This is a genomic window from Hydrogenophaga sp. GW101-3F08 (assembly GCF_059424585.1).
In genome coordinates this window covers 338,563-357,860 of sequence record NZ_JBWKZP010000002.1, presented here as the reverse complement: position 1 = coordinate 357,860, position 19,298 = coordinate 338,563, and the positions used below count along the sequence as shown (strand labels likewise).

Annotated in this window: 14 protein-coding genes; 10 read left to right on the top strand and 4 right to left on the bottom strand. The window is 51.0% G+C overall.

All coding sequences use genetic code 11. The features are described 5' to 3' along the window. Nucleotides 1–71 precede the first annotated feature (71 nt). From rfbB to AC07YZ_RS07265, 9 genes are all read left to right on the top strand, one after another. Nucleotides 72–1,136 carry a dTDP-glucose 4,6-dehydratase gene (rfbB, locus tag AC07YZ_RS07305; protein ID WP_494794276.1) on the top strand — a complete coding sequence of 355 codons (1,065 nt, stop codon included), beginning with the start codon at nt 72–74 and terminating at the stop codon, nt 1,134–1,136. Next, nucleotides 1,133–2,020, top strand: coding sequence for a dTDP-4-dehydrorhamnose reductase (rfbD, locus tag AC07YZ_RS07300; RefSeq protein ID WP_494794275.1), 888 nt, complete (start codon nt 1,133–1,135; stop codon nt 2,018–2,020). Before rfbB ends, rfbD begins: the two co-directional genes overlap by 4 nt. A 5-nt stretch (nt 2,021–2,025) precedes the next feature. Next, on the top strand, nt 2,026–2,907 hold the full coding sequence (rfbA, locus tag AC07YZ_RS07295; RefSeq protein WP_494794562.1) for a glucose-1-phosphate thymidylyltransferase RfbA: 882 nt from the start codon (nt 2,026–2,028) through the stop codon (nt 2,905–2,907). Nucleotides 2,908–2,910: 3 nt separating this feature from the next. Continuing rightward, a complete protein-coding gene (gene rfbC, locus AC07YZ_RS07290; protein ID WP_494794274.1) occupies nt 2,911–3,453 on the top strand; it encodes a dTDP-4-dehydrorhamnose 3,5-epimerase in 543 nt (180 codons plus the stop codon). Next, on the top strand, nt 3,450–4,280 hold the full coding sequence (locus AC07YZ_RS07285) for an ABC transporter permease (RefSeq protein ID WP_494794273.1): 831 nt from the start codon (nt 3,450–3,452) through the stop codon (nt 4,278–4,280). The genes rfbC and AC07YZ_RS07285 overlap by 4 nt, the downstream gene beginning before the upstream one ends. Further along, nucleotides 4,270–5,607 (top strand): ABC transporter ATP-binding protein, encoded by a 1,338-nt coding sequence (locus AC07YZ_RS07280; RefSeq protein WP_494794272.1) that lies wholly within the window; start codon nt 4,270–4,272, stop codon nt 5,605–5,607. The genes AC07YZ_RS07285 and AC07YZ_RS07280 overlap by 11 nt, the downstream gene beginning before the upstream one ends. A 4-nt stretch (nt 5,608–5,611) precedes the next feature. Then, nucleotides 5,612–11,080, top strand: a complete 5,469-nt coding sequence (locus AC07YZ_RS07275; RefSeq protein WP_494794271.1) for a glycoside hydrolase family 99-like domain-containing protein — start codon at nt 5,612–5,614, stop codon at nt 11,078–11,080. A 13-nt stretch (nt 11,081–11,093) separates the two neighbouring features. After that, nucleotides 11,094–12,104 (top strand): glycosyltransferase family 2 protein, encoded by a 1,011-nt coding sequence (locus tag AC07YZ_RS07270; protein ID WP_494794270.1) that lies wholly within the window; start codon nt 11,094–11,096, stop codon nt 12,102–12,104. Between the two features lie 677 nt (nt 12,105–12,781). After that, nucleotides 12,782–15,145: a YfhO family protein gene (locus AC07YZ_RS07265; RefSeq protein WP_494794269.1), complete on the top strand. Its 2,364-nt coding sequence runs from the start codon at nt 12,782–12,784 to the stop codon at nt 15,143–15,145. A gap of 27 nt (nt 15,146–15,172) precedes the next feature. Here the strand turns inward: AC07YZ_RS07265 and AC07YZ_RS07260 are convergent, their stop codons facing one another. The 4 genes from AC07YZ_RS07260 to AC07YZ_RS07245 form a co-directional block, all read right to left on the bottom strand. Then, nucleotides 15,173–15,574 carry a GtrA family protein gene (locus tag AC07YZ_RS07260; RefSeq protein WP_494794268.1) on the bottom strand — a complete coding sequence of 134 codons (402 nt, stop codon included), beginning with the start codon at nt 15,572–15,574 and terminating at the stop codon, nt 15,173–15,175. A gap of 106 nt (nt 15,575–15,680) precedes the next feature. Further along, nucleotides 15,681–16,628 (bottom strand): NAD-dependent epimerase/dehydratase family protein, encoded by a 948-nt coding sequence (locus AC07YZ_RS07255; RefSeq protein WP_494794267.1) that lies wholly within the window; start codon nt 16,626–16,628, stop codon nt 15,681–15,683. Beyond that, nucleotides 16,625–17,608, bottom strand: a complete 984-nt coding sequence (locus AC07YZ_RS07250; protein ID WP_494794266.1) for a glycosyltransferase — start codon at nt 17,606–17,608, stop codon at nt 16,625–16,627. Before AC07YZ_RS07250 ends, AC07YZ_RS07255 begins: the two co-directional genes overlap by 4 nt. Before the next feature lie 38 nt (nt 17,609–17,646). Then, a complete protein-coding gene (locus AC07YZ_RS07245; protein ID WP_494794265.1) occupies nt 17,647–18,375 on the bottom strand; it encodes a class I SAM-dependent methyltransferase in 729 nt (242 codons plus the stop codon). 664 nt (nt 18,376–19,039) lie between these two features. On the opposite strand from AC07YZ_RS07245, the gene AC07YZ_RS07240 reads away from it, so the two are divergent. Continuing rightward, on the top strand, nt 19,040–19,294 hold the full coding sequence (locus tag AC07YZ_RS07240; protein WP_494794264.1) for a dTDP-4-dehydrorhamnose 3,5-epimerase family protein: 255 nt from the start codon (nt 19,040–19,042) through the stop codon (nt 19,292–19,294). Nucleotides 19,295–19,298 lie beyond the last annotated feature (4 nt).

The following is a 19,298-nucleotide window of genomic DNA, read 5'->3' as shown; positions in this document are numbered from 1 at the left end:
GCCCGCCAAGCCCCACACGGGCCGGGCGAGCGGCTCACCCTCACGCTGAAACGACCCTCTAGGAGACTTGGATGATTCTCGTAACCGGTGCCGCCGGCTTCATCGGCTCGAACTTCGTGCTCGACTGGCTGGAGCAACACGATGAACCCGTGCTGAACCTGGACAAGCTCACCTACGCGGGCAACCCCGAAAACCTGGCCAGCCTGCACGACGACCACCGACATGTCTTTGTGCAAGGCGACATCGGCGACCGCGCCTTGCTCGACCGGCTGCTGGCCGAGCACAGCCCCCGCGCGGTGATCAACTTCGCCGCCGAAAGCCATGTCGACCGATCCATCCACGGCCCGGAAGACTTCATCCAGACCAACGTGGTCGGAACCTTCCACCTGCTCGAGGCGGTGCGCGCCCACTGGGGCTCGCTCGACGGCGAGGCCAAGAGTGCCTTTCGCTTCCTGCACGTGTCGACCGACGAGGTCTATGGCACGCTCGGCCCGGGCGACGCGCCCTTCACCGAAACCACGCCCTATACCCCCAACAGCCCGTATTCGGCCAGCAAGGCGGCCAGCGACCACCTGGTGCGCGCCTACCACCACACCTACGGTCTGCCGGTGCTCACCACCAACTGCTCGAACAACTACGGGCCCTACCACTTCCCGGAAAAGCTCATCCCGCTGATGATCGTCAACGCGCTGGCCGGCAAGCCCCTGCCGGTCTATGGCGACGGCATGCAGGTGCGCGACTGGCTGTATGTGAAGGACCACTGCAGCGCCATCCGCCGCGTGCTCGAAGCCGGCGCCCCCGGCGAAACCTACAACGTGGGCGGCTGGAACGAAAAACCCAACATCGAGATCGTGCGCACGGTCTGCACCCTGCTCGACGAACTGCAACCGCGCGCCGACGGCCAGCCCTACAGCAGCCAGGTCAGCTACGTGAAAGACCGGCCAGGCCACGACCGCCGCTACGCCATCGACGCCAGCAAGATCCACCGCGAACTGGGCTGGAAGCCCGCCGAAACCTTCGACAGCGGCATCCGCAAGACGGTGATGTGGTACCTGGAGCACTCGGACTGGGTGGCGCACGTGCAGAGCGGCGACTACCGCCACTGGATCGGCCAGCAGTACGGGGCGCTTGCATGAACATCCTCCTGACCGGCAAGAACGGGCAGGTCGGGTTTGAATTGCAGCGCTCCCTGGCCCCTCTGGGCAGCGTGCATGCCGTGGACTCGGGTGACTGCGATCTGGCCGATGCCGATGCATTGCGCGCGCTCATCCGCGATGTTCGCCCTGGGCTGATCGTCAACCCCGCGGCCTACACGGCCGTGGACCGCGCCGAGAGCGAGACCGCGACTGCCATGGCGGTCAATGCCCGGGCGCCGGGCATCATGGGTGAAGAGGCCGAACGCCTGGGCGCGAGTGTCGTTCACTTCTCCACCGACTACGTGTTTGACGGGCGCAAGCCCGCCCCCTACAACGAACAGGACCCCACCGGGCCGCTGGGCGTCTACGGGCAAAGCAAGCTCGAAGGCGAGCGGGCGCTGGTGCGCGCAACACGCCGCCACCTGATTTTCCGCACCAGCTGGGTGGTGGGCGCGCACGGCCACAACTTCGCCAAAACCATGCTGCGGCTCGCCACCGAACGGACACACCTGAACGTGGTGAACGATCAGCTGGGCGCACCCACCTCCGCCGCCCTGCTGGCCGACCTGACCGCCCACGTGGTGCGCCGGCTGCAAACCGATGGACCGCAAGAGTTCCCCTTCGGTGTCTACCACCTGGCCGCCAGTGGCGAAACCAACTGGCACGACTACGCCTGCCACGTCGTCGCCGAGGCCCAGGCGGCCGGCCTGGCGCTGAAACTCACGCCCGACAACATCCAGGCCATTGCAACAGATGCTTACCCGACGGCCGCCCGGCGTCCCCTGAACTCCCGTCTCGATACTTCACAATTCCAGGCCACGTTCGGTCTGCGCCTGCCCTCCTGGCGGCAAGGCCTGGACCACATCCTGCAACAGATCCTGTGAGCACCATGCAAAGAAAAGGCATCATCCTGGCCGGCGGTTCCGGCACCCGGCTCTACCCCGTGACCCAGGCGGTGAGCAAACAGCTCATGCCGGTGTACGACAAGCCGATGATCTACTACCCGCTGAGCACCCTGATGCTCGCCGGCATCCGCGACATCCTGATCATCTCCACACCGCACGACACGCCGCGCTTCAGCGAACTGCTGGGCGACGGCAGCCAGTGGGGACTGGACCTGCAGTACGCCGTGCAGCCCAGCCCGGACGGCCTGGCGCAGGCCTTCATCATTGGTGAAGACTTCATCGGCAACGACCCCTCGGCCCTGGTGCTGGGCGACAACATCTTCTACGGCCACGACTTCGCGGCCCTGCTGCACAACGCCACCGAGCGCGCCGACGGCGCCACCGTCTTCGCCTACCACGTCAACGACCCGCACCGCTACGGCGTGGCCGAGTTCGATCCGACGGGGCGGGTGTTGAGCCTGGAAGAAAAACCGGCCCAGCCCAAGAGCAACTACGCCGTGACCGGCCTCTACTTCTACGACCAGCAGGTGGCCGCGCTGGCCAAAGACCTCAAGCCTTCGCCGCGTGGCGAGCTCGAGATCACCGACCTGAACCGCCTCTACCTCGAAGCCAACCAGCTGCACGTCGAAGTCATGGGCCGGGGCTACGCCTGGCTCGACACCGGCACGCACGACAGCCTGCTCGAAGCCGGCCAGTTCATCGCCACACTGGAAAAACGCCAGGGCCTGAAGGTGGCCTGCCCGGAAGAGATTGCCTTCCGCAGCGGCTGGATCAACGTTGAACAGGTGCAAGCCCTGATCCAGCCACTGGCCAAGAACGGCTACGGCCAGTACCTGCAACAGATCCTCAAAGAAGCGCTGCGCTGATCCATGAAAGCCACCCCCCTCGCCATTCCCGAAGTCATCCTGTTCGAGCCCAAGGTCTTTGGCGACGACCGTGGTTTCTTCTACGAGAGCTTCAACCAGGCCCGCTTCGAAGAAGCCGTGGGCTACCAAGTCGATTTCGTGCAGGACAACCACTCCAAGTCCCGCCAGGGTGTGCTGCGTGGCCTGCATTACCAGATTCAGCAGGCCCAGGGCAAGCTGGTGCGCGTGGCGCAGGGTGAGGTGTTCGACGTGGCGGTGGACATCCGCCGCAGTTCGCCCACCTTCGGCCAATGGGTGGGCGCCATCCTCAGCGCAGAAAACAAGCACCAGCTCTGGGTGCCCAAAGGCTTTGCCCACGGCTTCGTGGTGCTCAGTGAAACCGCCGAATTCCTCTACAAGACCAGCGACTACTACGCGCCGGCCCACGAGCGCAGCATCGTCTGGAATGACAGCCAATTAAATATTGATTGGCAACTGGAAAACCCCATTCTCTCGGATAAAGATAAAATCGGCAAGACACTGATTGAGGCCGATCTGTTCACATGAATTCCAATGAAGCGCCACCGACCAGCCCCAAATCCTTGGTGGTCAATCACCTGAAATATAAAGACCTGCTTACCCAGCTGGTTACCCGGGATGTTGCATCCAAGTACAAGGGTACGGTCTTTGGAATATTCTGGGCGGTCACTACACCATTATTTATGCTGCTGGTGTACACCTATGTGTTTTCCACGGTATTTCAGGCAAGGTGGGGAGTCAATCAACTTCCAGAAAAATCAGCCTTTGCAATTCTACTCTTCATAGGCCTTACCACACACAACTTATTCTCTGAATCGGTGAGTCGAAGCTGTGAAGCCATCAGATCAAATACCAATTACGTCAAGCGCGTCATTTTCCCGCTGGAACTGCTACCAACATCCATCGTCATTTCAAGCCTTGTGCAATACTTAATTAATATTGCATTGATCACTCTAGCAACCGCCATAACAACGCGTCATGTGCCATTTCACGCAGTTTTTCTACCCATCGTAGCCGCACCGCTCATACTTTTCTCACTAGCGATTTCATATTTAACAGCGGCACTGGGAGTATTCATTAGAGATTTGGCTCAAACATTGAGCATTGTACTCAACGTTCTTCTATTTGTATCCCCGGTCTTTTATCCGGTGGATGCCATTCCAATCGAATTTCGTGGTTGGCTACATCTGAATCCACTCACTTTCATTATTGAACAGACCAGAGCCGTTCTGTATTGGAACACTCCCGTATACTGGCAAGGTGTGGCCATATCTTATGCCGCTTCTATTCTGATGCTTTGCCTCGCATATGCATTCTTCCAAAAGACCAGAAGAGGATTTTCAGATGTCCTCTGATCATGTCATTATCGCCAACGACCTGTCCAAACTGTATCGCATATACGAAAAACCAGAACACCGCCTTAAAGAACTGATTTCCGGGAAGCTAGCAGCGCTCAGCGGACGACAAGCAAAAACCTTTCATCGTGAGTTTTGGGCCCTGCGCAACATATCCTTTGAGGTTTTCAAAGGAGAGACCGTTGGCATTGTTGGCAGAAATGGTAGCGGAAAATCAACTCTCTTGCAGATTCTCTCAGGTACCTTGACTCCGACCGCCGGAACAGCGACTGTCCGCGGAAGGATTGCTGCACTATTAGAGCTTGGCTCAGGATTCAATCCTGAATTTACAGGCCGTGAGAATATCTATCTGAATGGATCCATTTTGGGTCTAAGCAGAAAGGAAATTGATGATCGTTTTGATCGCATCGCTGCATTCGCTGACATTGGGGACTTCCTTGATCAGCCAACCAAGACCTACTCCAGCGGTATGGCTGTTCGCTTGGCATTCGCTGTACAAGCTCAAATTGATCCAGAAATCCTGATTGTCGATGAAGCTCTCGCTGTTGGGGATGCCAAGTTTCAAGCCAAATGTTTTGAGCGCATAAAACAACTGAAGAGCAATGGAACCAGCATTTTGCTGGTGACCCACTCCACTGAACAGATCGTCACCCACTGCACTCGTGCGATCCTGCTGGATTCAGGACAGTTGATTGAACAGGGTGATCCAAAAAAAATCACCCACCTCTATCTGGACCGCCTATTCGGAGTCAAGAGACACGTCGATCAACAAGAGAAAAAAAATGCAGAGCCTATCTGCACTGCCCTAACGGCTGAAGACATTGGCTTGAGGGACGAGGATGTCTTTCACACCCGTCCGAACTACAATCCGCATGAGTATCGCTGGGGAGATGGAGCTGCGCAGATTTTCGATTTTACCATCCTGGACAACTCCGGAAACTCCAACGCTCTTGCCTACCCGACAAATACGGACATCAGGATAGAGACGTTAATCCACTTCCATGCAGATATCATGCGCCCCATATTTGGATTTACATTAAAAACAAAAGAAGGCATAACAGTATACGGGATCAACTCTGAAAGCCAAGAAGCTGCCGCGATTACCGAGATTGGGAAAAAGGGCACGAGCCACGTTGTTGAAATCGCATTCACCAGCGCCATCGCTAGCGGCGACTACTTCATCTCACTCGGTCTCGCATCTGTTCAAGATGGAGAAATCGTGCCACACGACCGCCGCTACGACTCTATTCACATACAAGTGCTACCCGACAAACGTTTCCATGGACTTGCCAACTTGAATGGGTCCATTGATTTGATTGGTGGGTAACAACATGAAGCACATGCCCCATGAAAAATATTCCCTGCATCCGAGTAGCGGTGTATGGAAACGCAACGACTACAGCGGAACAGACTACACGGATGGAGAGGCCGCAGAGCAGGAGCTTCTTCACATCATTCAATCCGCCAATGACGTCAGCCTTTTTTCTCCGGATCTTCTAAAGTCGTGTGATGACTGGGTTCGCACCTATCATTTCTCCCCAACAAGGGCCAATATACTTCGCCCGTTTGAAAACACGCTGAAAAGTGCACATGTTCTTGAAATCGGCGCAGGTTGCGGTGCAATTACCCGATACCTCGGTGAAACGGCACAACGGGTCACATCCATTGAAGGATCCCTTCAACGGGCAAGTATTGCACGTGCCCGGACCCGCGACATCGATTCCGTAACTGTGATTGCGGAAAATCTCTTTGCTTTCGAGTCTGCTGAACAGTTCGACATAGTCACATCCATTGGTGTTTTCGAGTATGCGAACGTGTATACCGATGCCGGACTGGACGGCTCTACAGCATTTCTCAATAAGGCCAATAGTTTGCTGAAGGACGATGGTGTATTGATCATCGCCATTGAGAACAAGCTGGGGCTCAAATATTTTGCCGGTGCACCTGAAGACCACCATTGGAAAGAAATGTATGGCATCGAGGGCCGCTACCAACCGCGGGAGCCAACGACATACGGTCGAAAAGAAATCGAAACCAAGCTAAAGGCAGCGGGTTTTCAAGTGGTAGATATCCACGCTGCGTTTCCAGACTATAAGTTCCCGGCGACCATCATTTCCTCGCATGGAGCCAAAGTTGCCCCCCAACTCATGGGTGAGTTGGCTGCACAAGCAAGCCTGAAAGATAGACAAACATCCACCCCTCCTCACTTCGCGCAAGAGTTGGCATGGAAGTCCATTTCGGACAATGGACTGCTGATTGATTTAGCAAACTCTCATTTGATCGTCGCAGCCAAGACCGGCCCGACGGGGGCCTTGGAAAATAAACTATTGGCCGAACATTATTCTACGGAGCGCAAGAAATCGTACGCCAAAGTAACGCGCTTCGTTCAGGATCGTGATGGAGCAGCTATTGACGTGCTTGTTACATCTCTTTCAGAAGATAGGGATCAAACAGCCGACGACCCAATTTCTTTCCACCCGCCTGCCAAATCGCCCTACATTGAAGGGGAGCTGATTTCGTCAAGAATGCGGAAAATAACATCAATAGATTCCTGGCAGATTAGTGAATTTGCTTCAGTTTTCATTGAGTTTTTGAGCTTGGTAACAGGCATCGCTCGCGATCAAATTTCATTGACAACACCAATCCCTGGAACGCTTGTTGATGCCGTGCCTGGCAATTTTATCATCGACGCCAATGGAGCCGGGCACATTTTTGACCAGGAATGGACGTGGCCGCGCAATATACCTCTTGGGTGGCTTGCATTTCGAAGTCTATTAATTTTCCTTCAATCGTCCAGCATTCATGCCAAACCGGCAAATGCGACAGAATATACACGCAAATCCTTCATTCTGCAGGTACTGAAGAATATTGACCCCAAGCTTCAGGACAATATTCTGGATGAATATGCTTTGCAAGAGGCCAAGTTGCAGTCCATGGTGCAGGCAAGGCCTGATACTGAATTTCTAAACTGGTGGCCCGATTCCCCACTCAATTGTGAACATCCAAATGACCGGCTTCAGCGCCTGAGTCATCTGATACAACAAAACCACGATTTGATGAAGAGGCTGAATGATAGCCGCCGAGATGTTGAAATTCTTCAAACATCAAGAGATACCACCCCGGTCAGTGCAATCCATTCTGGCCGCCCTACCTCCGATATTCCATCGCAAATGGGCAATGGTGCCAACGCCGTGCCCGAACCCGAGCCGAGTCGCTACGACCAGTTTCTCACATCCAGGTTTGTAGCAAAGCTGTTGCTTTCCCGAATCAAGGCAAAGATCACACCTTCTTTTGTTAAAAAAGCACTGGGCACCAAACTGCTAAATTCGAGCGGACTGTTCGATCCGGTTTTCTATTTACAAGAATACCCAGACGTTGCCAATGCCAAGCCGGATCCTGCCCTTCATTATCTGGTAAATGGTTGGATGGAGGGGCGTGATCCATCACCCTCATTTTCCACGACCTTCTACCTGCAGAACAACGCAGATGTTCGCCTGCTGCGCATCAACCCCTTGCTGCACTATATTCAACATGGAAAAGACGAGAGTCGAGTTATATCTCCATCGAACAGCAGGAAGCAACCTATCGCGCAGGCCCCTGGCGTCAGTATGCAACTGACATCTGCCTTCGCCAACCCCTATCTCTCTGAAATCAAGACCGAGGTTCACATTGGGTTTCTGGTGTTTAGCCAGAATGAGAATTTCACGACCTCGTTGAAGCAGTCGTTCATCAGTACTCGAAATGTCGGTTACACAGATGCAGCGCGGCAACTGGTCGAAACTAGCGGCATCCTCGAACCCAGTCAGCAATCCGCCTCATTGAGCGAACAGCTCCAAAGTATTCAAACCTCCGCTAGCGGTATCACACTTCAAAATACAGCTGGCTGGATTTTAGTTGCTGACAAACTTGCAACCAGTGATTGTTCGGTATCTTTTGATATTGGTCGAGCCACCATCCAAGCGCAATGTCCTGACATCTTAAGACTGGCCGCGGAAGGCATCGATTTTGTATCAATTGGGGACTTGGAAAAACTTCCCCAACACTTGTCTGTCACTGGCAACTGCAAGGATACTCTGAACACCCTGATTCAGAATGTTCTCGGGGTGGCTCCCATATGGGACAAAGCAGAAGCGCCCTTGCTACATTCCGGCTATTGGATATCGTCAAACCTGTTCGCTCGTTTTCAAGAATTTAGCCATAAGCTGCTCTCATCTCCCGAGTTTCTGAATCTCAAGCGCCTTCATCTGGAATTCGCCACTCTTCAGCTGTTCTTCATTACGCTCTGTAGCAAAGATCAAGGGCGTGCCTATCACTTGTCAACACCTGACGAACTAACGATATCGCCAGACTATCAACAATCGTTCGATTTTCACGACACCATCAAGCATCCCAGCATCAAGATGCTGGCCTACTATCTTCCGCAGTTTCACCCAACCCCCGAAAATGACGAGTGGCATGGAAAGGGGTTCACCGAATGGAACAAGACTCGAACTGCAAACAAGCAGTTTGCCTCTCACTATCAACAGCACACGCCTTCGGCTGACATTGGGTTCTATGACCTCTCGGACGTTACCGTCTTGGAAAAGCAAGCCAATATGCTCGCCCGAGCAGGAATGCATGGGCTCATTTTTTACCATTATTGGTTCACTGGAAAGCTCATCCTTGAAGGCCCTGCAAAAGCATTACTGGCCAATCCAAAAATCGCCATCAACTTCTGTTTCTGCTGGGCGAACGAAAACTGGACACGCACATGGGACGGCAATGAGAAAGAGGTCTTGCTATCGCAAGACTATTCACTCGACGATGCCGTTCGCTTCATTCGCTACCTTATTCCATTCTTCCGCGACAAGCGGTACATCACGATAGACGAACGTCCTGTCCTATTCATCTATAGACCAGCGTCCATTCCTTCAATCCAGCAGTACATAGATGCTTGGCAGCGAGAGTGCCTAGACGCAGGAATAGCGACACCGTATCTCGTATCGACCCTTACCAGAGGGGCTACAGATCCGCGCGATTACAAGTTCGATGCAGCGGTAGAGCGACCACTTCATGATTGGACCGATGGTAATGTCCAAGAACGCCGCTCCGAACTCAATGCCTACCAAGGCTTTGTCGGGAGTGTCCTGGACTATTCTGAAGTCGCTGACTATTACCAAGCTCAAGACGGTAACAAGGAATTCGAATACTTTCGCTCATTGGTTCCAGTCTGGGACAACACGGCTCGTTACCAAGAACGGGGCTTGTTGCTACACAATTTCAGCTTGCGGTCCTTTCAAACTTGGTTGACCACATTGATCCGAGACGCCGAGGAGCGCCTACCAGAAGATCGGCGGATTGTTGTTATCAATGCATGGAACGAATGGGCTGAGGGCGCCCATCTTGAACCCGATTTAAAGTACGGCTACGGATACTTAAACGCGATTGGTCGAGCGATGTCGAATCTCGACCTCAACGACATCCCACCCCCCTTCACAACAGGTTTAAATCCAATTATTAGGATTGATCTATCCGAAGCCTTTCGAAATGCCATTAGCACATCGACGTCGTTTGCATTGCAGCTGAGGCAATGCTTTAGAGAGTCCAAATTTCTAGATCAGATAAAATTTGTTGCAGACCCTGATATTTCCGAATTATTGACCTCATTAGGCCTACCCATCTCTCGCTCCGAGGTCATTCACGAAGCGGCCCAACTCTATTTGCACTTCAAAAAGCCAGTGATCTTTGGAGAAGCATTCTTATCCCGTTTGGTAGAGAATGGACTCATTTATTCGCACGCCAATTGCCATGCTTATACGGTTAATGATTCTGACTTTTCAGGAACAATTGTTGACGGCGAGCATATATTCCGCGGAGAATCAGCCGTCATATGCAGCTCCATCAAATTTGGTGAATCTAGAATTCATAGGCTTTGCTCTGATACTCGCTGCTATCTGGTTGGCATTGGGACAGATGAGTCGGCTCCTCACATCAGTACCATTGTTCGATTTCACACCACCGGGGATGAGGGATCTCTTATTGATGCAATGTATTGCCTTGCCGCGCAACAAGAGGTTGTCGTGCACCCCATGCTTTTGGGCCAAGACATTTCAGATGCTCAAATGGCACGGATCAGAGCTGCACTTTCCGTCATTCCTTGGAAGCCGGGAATCAAGCCACAGATACTGAACTTTGCTTCCACCAAAGAAGTTCCGGATTTACGATCAAAGTTGCTCATGGAGGGCCTCAAAAATGTTAAGACTCAATATGCAGCCTTTCTTGATTACGACGACACCATCTTCCCTGCTGCCTATTCAACACTGATCAGTCGCTTACGCCAGACCGGCAAGGCCATCACTTTTGGCCGTCTTTATTGCTCCAACTACGATGGTTTAAATCACATTGTCAACCAACGAACCGCCCTATTTACCGATCGGTTTACTTTTGACGAATTTTTCGACGATAACTTTATCCCACTTCACAGCTATGTGCTTGATCTTAAAAAAATAGACCTTTCATCCATTGTCTATTTTGACTTTATGCGCTTCATGGAAGATTACTTTATAGCCCTTCAAATCTTCGAGGAAGAAGGTTCAGACTGGGAATCACTAAAACATCCGGTATTTGCCGGTGACTACAACTTCCGAACATCTGGCTCGCCGAATACCCTAGCACTCACAACCGGCGCACAAAAGAACTCCGTTCTGGCAGATCCACATTACCGTTTGTGTGCTCTGCGCATAGACTGGGTCAGAAGGCATGTTTTAGCCACCAAGAAAGGTGTGAATCAACAGCCCTCCTCTATTCCTGCCTCCACCTAGATCGAGGTTGAATATGTCCTTACCTGACGTATCGATTATTGTTCGAACCCAGCCCGGCAGGATGTCGATTCTTCGCACCTGCCTGCAGTCAATTCTCAGCCAAACGCATGCCAATCTTGAGATTATCTTGGTAGAGGACGGCGGCCACAGCTACTCGGGTCTATTGGATGAGATCAATGATTCCCGCATCTTGTACCTACCGTGCGAAAAGATTGGTCGGTCCGCGGCAGGTAATACGGGCTTGCTTTCCAGTACGGCCAAATACATCAATTTTCTTGATGATGACGATTTTTTCTTTGCGCATCATGTGGCCATCCTTTTGGACGCATTAAAAAACAGTCCCGGCTATCGGGCTGCATTTTCGAATGCCATCGAGCTCAAGTCTGAGGTCGTACGCACGGAAACCGATACATTTATCCAACGCGAGTCCGATTTTTACAAGTTTTTCTCCAATGGATACAACATGCTGCGTTTGTTACATCATAACTTGATGCCCATTCAAGCAGTTTTGTTTGAGCGCTCTTTGTTTCTGGACTATGGGGGAATGTACGCAGACCAAGATGGCTTGGAGGACTGGCTACTTTGGCTCAAATATGCTTGCGCCGGCCCTTTTCTGCATGTTGATCGATTCACTTCCATTTTTCGAACCCCAATAGACTCCGATATTGCGCAGTCACGAGAAGTGAAAATTCTGTCCCACAAAGAATTTGTCAATGCCCAGCTCAAAAGTCTCTATCCAAAAAACGTTTCCCTTGCTGAGTTTAAGAGATATCATTCCGAGTACATCGACCTGATTGACAACCTGAATACCCACATCGACAATCTGCGCTCACACATCGATCAACTCAATACGGATCGTCGCGAACACGAGACAACAATTCAAGATCTTGAGAGTGCTCATCATTATGCTGCCGCCGATTTGCAACTGATTACCTCTTCTTTGTCTTGGAAGATAACGCGCCCTCTTCGCGCCATTACAAAATTCTGGTGTAATTTAGACAAGAGACACGCTCCAAATTCCTAAGATTTGTTCTATTGAAAATAGTCAAAATTGGGTTTCCAATCGCACACGGATATTCTAAATTAAAGAATCATAAGACGGCTTCCAAATAGCTGCAACTTGGATATGAAAGTTCTGCCGCGCACGTCAATTTCGGCTATACCTTCAACTGAGTTAAAGAGGTCTGATTAGTATTTCTACAATACATATCAGACCAACTCCTTTTATATAAGAACGCATAACTTCGGAAGTCAGTCTACTGATTTGGCTGGTATTTAGCAATCGTGTAGAGAGGGACGAAGGAAGCACAATGCCTGAAGTAGATGAAGTGTCTACCGCCGAGAGGCTATGTTGCGCAGCCTACACTTTGGCGTTCGCCCTCTTGTCGTCGGATTGTCAGAACCACCAACAACGAAGCGAGTGGACGCGTAGCGGTATTCGGCCGGTGTACATGACCTTTGCTCCCAGCGACCGCAACCATTAAGCAATAACAAGAGTCCGCCTGGAGCAAGATCAGCTCGAACTTCTATTTTTGATAACACAGCCATCGAAATAGATGCTATGGAGTAGATCAGCAGTCTTTCGAAAGCGTTACAAAAAAACTGCCGATAAATTGACGCCAACCGCCTCAATAGCACAATCACCCCCGATGAGTTACATTTGACGCTATCGCCATTAGCGCCACATATCCGTTTCAAAGCATGCCTTCCATCAACCTTAAAAAAAGTCAATTGCTGCTGCTATTTGGCAGCATCATGTCGGTAATTTTTTTGGGCATTTTTTCAGACTTTCTCTTCGGCGACAATCTTTATCTTTTCGCCGATATTGGCAGCGATACTTTATACAACTATTATCCGATTTACCACCTACTAACTGAATATTTTGAAAGCGGCCATCTTCCATACTGGTCCTTTCGCGTTGGCTCTGGCGCCAGCATTCTAATTTTCTATCAATACCTGCTCGACCCTTTTTCCGGAATTTTATATTTTGGAGGAACTCAACGACTTGCCGCGGCATTGATTTGGGTATATTTGCTTAAGATTTGCTTCGCCGCCTTTTTTTCCCACATCTATTTTAGAGCACTTTCGATTCGCCAATGGCTTAGCTTAATTGGAGCGATCTGTTTTTCATTTAGCGGTTTCTTGCTGGGCTTTGGTCAGCACTACTTTTACGCCAGCTGGATTATTTTCCTCCCTCTTCTACTGTATTCCATAGAAGCCTCGATTATTGCGCAGCGTCGTCTGCCAACAGTAATCTGCACAGCATTTCTTGCATTGAACATAGCGATTTGTTGGCAAATGGCAATATTTGGCGCGATGTATTTATTGTTTCGTTTGTCGAGCACTTGGCAAATCCCCAAGGAAATCGCTCGCTGGGAAATTGTGCAGCGTTTGGTATTTTCTGTTCTATTAGGCTTAGGCTTGGCAGCCGCACTTTGGCTGCCTGAGTACTACTTGCTCAGCGCCAGCCCTAGAATATCCGGCGACACCTTGGAGCGGTTATTTGCCACTATTTTCCATTTTTTCGAACCAAACCCCCCTGCTTACTATTGGTCATTGGTTTCGAGATTATTTTCGAACAATCTTGAAGGCATTGGTTCAGAGTACCGCGGTTACCTCAATTACTACGAATCACTTCAGCTCTATGGTGGCCTGTTGTGGCTACTGGTTATTCCTCAGTTTCTAGCTGTATTTTCACGTCGTGGGAAAATTTTGACGATACTGGCGCTACTGCTAGGTACGACCCTGCTGAGCACGCATGGCTTTGCCTCGCTCATGAATGGTTTTCAGTACCCATCTTACCGCTGGGGATACGGGGTGATCTTGCTAGAGATCCTGCTGGGCTTGCTTGTGCTTGACGCCATGCTGCGGCAGAAGAAAATCCATATTCCTTTGCTGCTGGCGACATTAGCGCTGACGACTCTGACACTATATGTATTGAATCTACACAATAGCAACCCAACAGCTTCACCGACATTTTGGCCTTCGGGGGCGTATTGGCGTATTCAGTTGTATCTATTGGCATATGCACTGCTTTTAACCCTGTTGATTCGCTCTGGCGAAAAACCCCTCTGGCTCTTCATTCTGCTATGTCTTCTTGCCTATGAGTTCATTCAAGAACATCACCCTTCTTTTACCCAGCGCAGTGTGATCTCCAAAGGCCTTGAGGCTAACAAGGAGATTCCTTATTTCGACGACAGCCTTGCAGCTATTCGGTCTCTAACAGAGCCACCGAACTCGTTCTATCGCATTGAAAAGGAGCACTGGGTGTTGAGTCTGAACGACTCGATGGTGCAAGGCTACAACGCCTTGGATTCCTACAACTCTCTGAATCATCCAAGCTTTGTTGAGTTCTTTAAGCTTTTCAAGACTACCCGCCATCACAATGTCTTGCAGTGGAAAGGGCGAGAACAGGACAGTCTGTCAGACATGCTCAGTGTGAAATATTTGCTCTCAAAAAAACGAATGCAGGAGAGCTCTGAACTACTGCCTCTCAGTTCTATAGGGGATGTCCACGTTTATCGCCGAAAAGGTTTTCTACCGTTTGGCTTTACCTATGACAACTACATGCTCGACAGCGATTGGGGTCGTTTGTCGCCTGAGGATAAAGTCCGCTCTATGCTTCATGCCCCAATCGTCAAAACACCTTGGTCGGGACATGCCAGACGTATGTCTACGCTGAATGGCACGGACTTGGATTCATATGCCAGATCGGCCCGACGTACCGATGTGTTGACCATTAGAGAGTTCACTGAGGATCGATTTTCTGGGACGCTGAATTTGAACCAAGAAAAGCTGTTATTCCTATCCATTCCCTACGACCTGGGTTGGACCGCAACCGTCAACGGTCAAGTCCAGCCACTGCAAAAGGTCAATTTTGGTTTTACCGGCCTAGTATTGCATTCCGGCCTAAATCAGATTGAATTCACGTATACCCCAATTGGATTACAGCGGGGCTTGATGATTTCGTTTTCTAGCCTTATAATTTTGATTATGTTACTATTGTACGAACGCTCATTGCGACAACGAAAGGCCAGCAATAATATCGGTGTTCATCGCGCATGAAAGACGGTCTGACGCCTTAACCTATTATCAAGTGGAGACGCTGTTAGATGCCGTTCTGAAAACATAAAATCGCACTAACATGTACATTAAACTGGTATAGATGACAGCGGCAACGAGCTGACCAAGTGCGGCTTGCGATGGGTACCGATGCAACCAAAGTTGCAACACTTCGAGATTGCACAAAAATGCCAGAACAAATGCCTGCAGGTAACGCAGGCCTTCTTTCACAAAATGGCCGTGGCTGCGGAAGACAAATTTCTTGGATACGAAAAATCCGAGCACAAGACCAGTTGCATAACCTGCAATATTGGACAGCAATGGAGATACGCCAAGCGCCATTGCCAAAAAAATTACAACGAATCCAAGCAGTGTGTTCAGCAGTCCGCTAGATGCATACTTCAGCAGATAATGAATTTCAATCTTTCTCATTCGGGATATGACCTCAAGGGGGATCGTACAGGACAGTTAGAGGGTCGAGAGGAGCAATGGACGTCAAAGATTCAGCCCGCGTGAGTTCATGCATAAAGAAACTGATTCAACTCGATATCACGCTGTAACGTCGGCGCTCATATTCAAAGACTCTGGCAATACCGACCGGCAAACTGGTCTGTATTGAGCTCTTGTTGAATTCGGCATAGTTGGACTGAAAATTAAGCTGCTTGGCGTAGAGATGAGACAAGGCATGGCTACTGATGGCAATCCTGGGAGGATGGCGGGCAATCCGCCGAAAGGTCTGCACAATTTGCGCAATGCTGGTCGGTTGCCCTGAAGCGATGATACGTAGATGCTGACCGCACTCGCCGGGCAAGGCATCCAGGGAGCGGATCATCGTGGCTGCAGCATCGTCTACGGCGATGTAGTCGCGCAGCGTGTCGAAGGGCACATAAATGTGGATGATCTGATTGCGCAGCATCTGCCGGGCAACCATTGCGATCAAGCCCTGTTGTTTTCCGCTGGCTTGCCCCGGCCCATAGATTGTGGAGAGACGAGCCAGCAATAAGTTCATAGCCGGATGCTGTTGTTGAAACTGCATCAGCATTGCCTCCTGCTGCAGTTTTACCTGGGCATACGGGGTACTGGGTGCAATGGCCGAGGTTTCGTTAATGATGTGGTCAGGCGAGTTTGCATAAATAGCTCCGGCCGAACTCGCGAAGAAAATACGCCCTGGTGTATGCCGCAGGCGATGTTGGTTTTGAATCAGGCCCAACAGAATGGCCATTGCCCGGGTCTCAATCGACAACTCTTCGTAAGAGCTCCCCATGGCACCCACTCCGGCCGCCCAATAGATGGACCAAGGCGAGCCTGCGTTCAACTGCTGGGCAAACTGCTGCACTGCCCGATCCAGGTCTTCCTCAATCCAGCACGGATCGGACCAACGAATGCGCTGTTGGGGTGTAAAGACAGGTTGCAAACAAAGCCGCAACTGACGCTGAATGGCCGAGCCGAGCAAGCCCGAGCCACCCAGCACCCAGCTCCTACTCATTTTGGCAAGCCGCTTCGGGTCGGCTTGCTGGCAATGACGTACAAAGGCTTTCCCATCACGATACCCATTGTCATGGCCAAGTATTCTGCAATAACGCCAATCGCGGTCAGGGTTGTTCCTGAGAAAAAGGACACGACAATCAGTAGTGAAGTCCAACCGGGCACAATATTTCCGAGGAAAAACTTTCCATAGAGAGCATAAAGCGTGACCACTATTGCCATCAGCATGGAACCAAATCCAACCGCGGTAATTATCCGAAGCGGTTGCGTTCCAGTAGACAGAACCAAACCCCAGAAATGTCCAAAAAGCCTCAGATAAGAGTATCCTGATGGTCGATCCATTTCATTTCTAAGTTTAACAGGACAACTACCAATCCGACAGGCTATCCAAAAAAGACCGACATCAAGATACACACCATTGCTACAATATGCAGCTAAAGTCCGAGCGATTTCTCCATCCACCAAACGGTAGCTATTGAACTTAACCGCTTGACTATTGCGCAATAACCAATTAGCAATGCCTTTTGCTGTCGCACTGAGAATGTTGCGCAGCCAGCCATGAGGTGGAATATTTATTGGTTGCGCGTAGACAACCTGATAACTAGAATTTACCGCTGTGTCGATAAGCTGTGAAAAATAGCTGGGGTCTTGCTGCCCATCTTCATCCATTGTTATCACCCAATCACCCGTTGAACTGGCCATGCCGGCCATGGTGGCGGCATGTTGTCCGAAGTTTCTCGACAGCCAGATAGATTTGACAAAGGGGTACTGCTGTACAAGTTGTTCTATCACCAGATCAGAGCGATCCGGTCCACAGTCATGCACCAAAAGGATCTCGGCTACGACAAAACGCCGACCTTGACTGGTGCACTGCTCATGGGTATACGGCACCAGTTCTTCCAGCAGGGCCACCAGCGTCTTTTCGGCCTTGTAAATCGGCAAAACGATGGACAGACGTATGGTGGTCGGATTCGGCTGCATACTATATATTTAATTTGATAAATTAAAGGCAAATCAGATTATTTCCGGACTGCGGCAATGATCGATACTCCAAAGGGCAAATTCAGATTGCGCAAGGCCGCGACCTCCAATCCAAAAATTTTCCCGAGCAGTGTATTCATTTTTTCGCCAGGCAGTTCAATATCAGACGCCCCATCACGGCCAAGCAACTTATTCAGCATTCTCACGAAAAGAACCAATGGAAACAAAAGACTATTGAAGTACGAGATTTTTTCAATCTTAAAACCTGCCTGCTGCAGTTTTTCACGTAACTCCTTCAGGGTATAACGCCGTTTATGTTCATTGATCTCATCAAACTTCGACCAGAGAAACTGATATGCAGGCACTGTGACAACAGCTTGGCCACCGGGTCGCAATAGATCGTAGAGTGTTTTGAGCGATTGCTGATCCTGCTCAATGTGCTCTATAACGTCGAGCGCGGTAATTAGACTGAAGCTTCCATGAGGAAAAGGAACCTGGTCCGGCAAGTAACCCTTTTTGACTTCACCGCTGAATATTTCTTGACAAAAATGAATCGCCTCATCCGATATATCAAGACCAGATGTAGGGCCGAGGCTTTGCAGTGAATTCAGCATAACGCCGCAACCGCAACCAATATCAAGGATGTTGCCATCAACATGTTTTTGGCGAAATTGGGCGATGGTATCGAGGACGATTTTTTTGCGAGTGGTAAACCACCAATGGGACTGTTGCACCAGAAAAAATTGTTGGTACATCGAAGCATTCATCTGGTTCTGTTTCCTAGTCAGTTCGCTGCGGTGGGGATGAGGGTCGGATTTGATGGAGTCAAGCTGAAGCAGCCCTCCACTCAACTGGGCCTGCTTTCATGTCCTGCTTGGGCCCCGTCCTGTCGAAGGCGCAGCTAGTCAAGCCCTTGTTTATACCTTGCCCTAGTTGGCATGTCAGGCCTGTTACCTCACAGCAAGCCACTCAGGTCACCCAACTAGCTAGCACCAGCCTTGAGCCTTCATGCTCTTGTCGGCACAACCTCCATGCCGGCTGCAGGCGGTGACCGCGGTGAGCAAGAACGAGGATCACTTCCCACGACGAGGCGCTGGGTGAGCTATTTTTTCCAGGCCCTACTACACCGCCATCAGTCAGAACTGAGCCACGCCCCACGCCCCACGCCCCCTTGAGTGCGAGGGCTGGGAACTCCACTACCGTGACAGCTTGTTCAACCGCCTCCATCGCTTCCGAAGGATAGAGATCTTCAACTTATCGAACCATTGTGGAACTACACTGAACACAACTTTCAGCACCTATCCACAGACCAGTCATTTGGGCTAGATCAGCGTCGAACAGGGACTGGCTCTGAACAAGTCGCTGGCGAAGTATGGCTATGGCCAGTATCTGCAATAACTCATCAAAGAAGAGAAGAGCTGCACGGCCTCCATGAAAGCCCCCCCTCTCGCCATCCCCGAAGCCATCCTGTTTGAGCCCAAGGGCTTTGCCCATGGCTTCGTGGTGCTCAACGAGCCCGTCGAGTGCCTCAAGAAGACCCACGATTACTACGCGTTGGCCCACGAACGCTGCATCGTCTGGAGCGACCCCGATCCGGTCATCGACTGGCGCACCTCGTTGGTGCCGCGGATCTCTGCCAAGAGCCAGACGGATGCTTCTTTGCAACAAGCCACGGCCTCCGCCTGACCTC

Coding starts and splice junctions, on each gene's coding strand:
- rfbB (WP_494794276.1), top strand. CDS start 72: ATGATTCTCGTAACCGGTGCCGCCGGCTTCATCGGCTCGAACTTCGTG.
- rfbD (WP_494794275.1), top strand. CDS start 1,133: ATGAACATCCTCCTGACCGGCAAGAACGGGCAGGTCGGGTTTGAATTG.
- rfbA (WP_494794562.1), top strand. CDS start 2,026: ATGCAAAGAAAAGGCATCATCCTGGCCGGCGGTTCCGGCACCCGGCTC.
- rfbC (WP_494794274.1), top strand. CDS start 2,911: ATGAAAGCCACCCCCCTCGCCATTCCCGAAGTCATCCTGTTCGAGCCC.
- AC07YZ_RS07285 (WP_494794273.1), top strand. CDS start 3,450: ATGAATTCCAATGAAGCGCCACCGACCAGCCCCAAATCCTTGGTGGTC.
- AC07YZ_RS07280 (WP_494794272.1), top strand. CDS start 4,270: ATGTCCTCTGATCATGTCATTATCGCCAACGACCTGTCCAAACTGTAT.
- AC07YZ_RS07275 (WP_494794271.1), top strand. CDS start 5,612: ATGAAGCACATGCCCCATGAAAAATATTCCCTGCATCCGAGTAGCGGT.
- AC07YZ_RS07270 (WP_494794270.1), top strand. CDS start 11,094: ATGTCCTTACCTGACGTATCGATTATTGTTCGAACCCAGCCCGGCAGG.
- AC07YZ_RS07265 (WP_494794269.1), top strand. CDS start 12,782: ATGCCTTCCATCAACCTTAAAAAAAGTCAATTGCTGCTGCTATTTGGC.
- AC07YZ_RS07260 (WP_494794268.1), bottom strand. CDS start 15,574: ATGAGAAAGATTGAAATTCATTATCTGCTGAAGTATGCATCTAGCGGA.
- AC07YZ_RS07255 (WP_494794267.1), bottom strand. CDS start 16,628: ATGAGTAGGAGCTGGGTGCTGGGTGGCTCGGGCTTGCTCGGCTCGGCC.
- AC07YZ_RS07250 (WP_494794266.1), bottom strand. CDS start 17,608: ATGCAGCCGAATCCGACCACCATACGTCTGTCCATCGTTTTGCCGATT.
- AC07YZ_RS07245 (WP_494794265.1), bottom strand. CDS start 18,375: ATGAATGCTTCGATGTACCAACAATTTTTTCTGGTGCAACAGTCCCAT.
- AC07YZ_RS07240 (WP_494794264.1), top strand. CDS start 19,040: ATGAAAGCCCCCCCTCTCGCCATCCCCGAAGCCATCCTGTTTGAGCCC.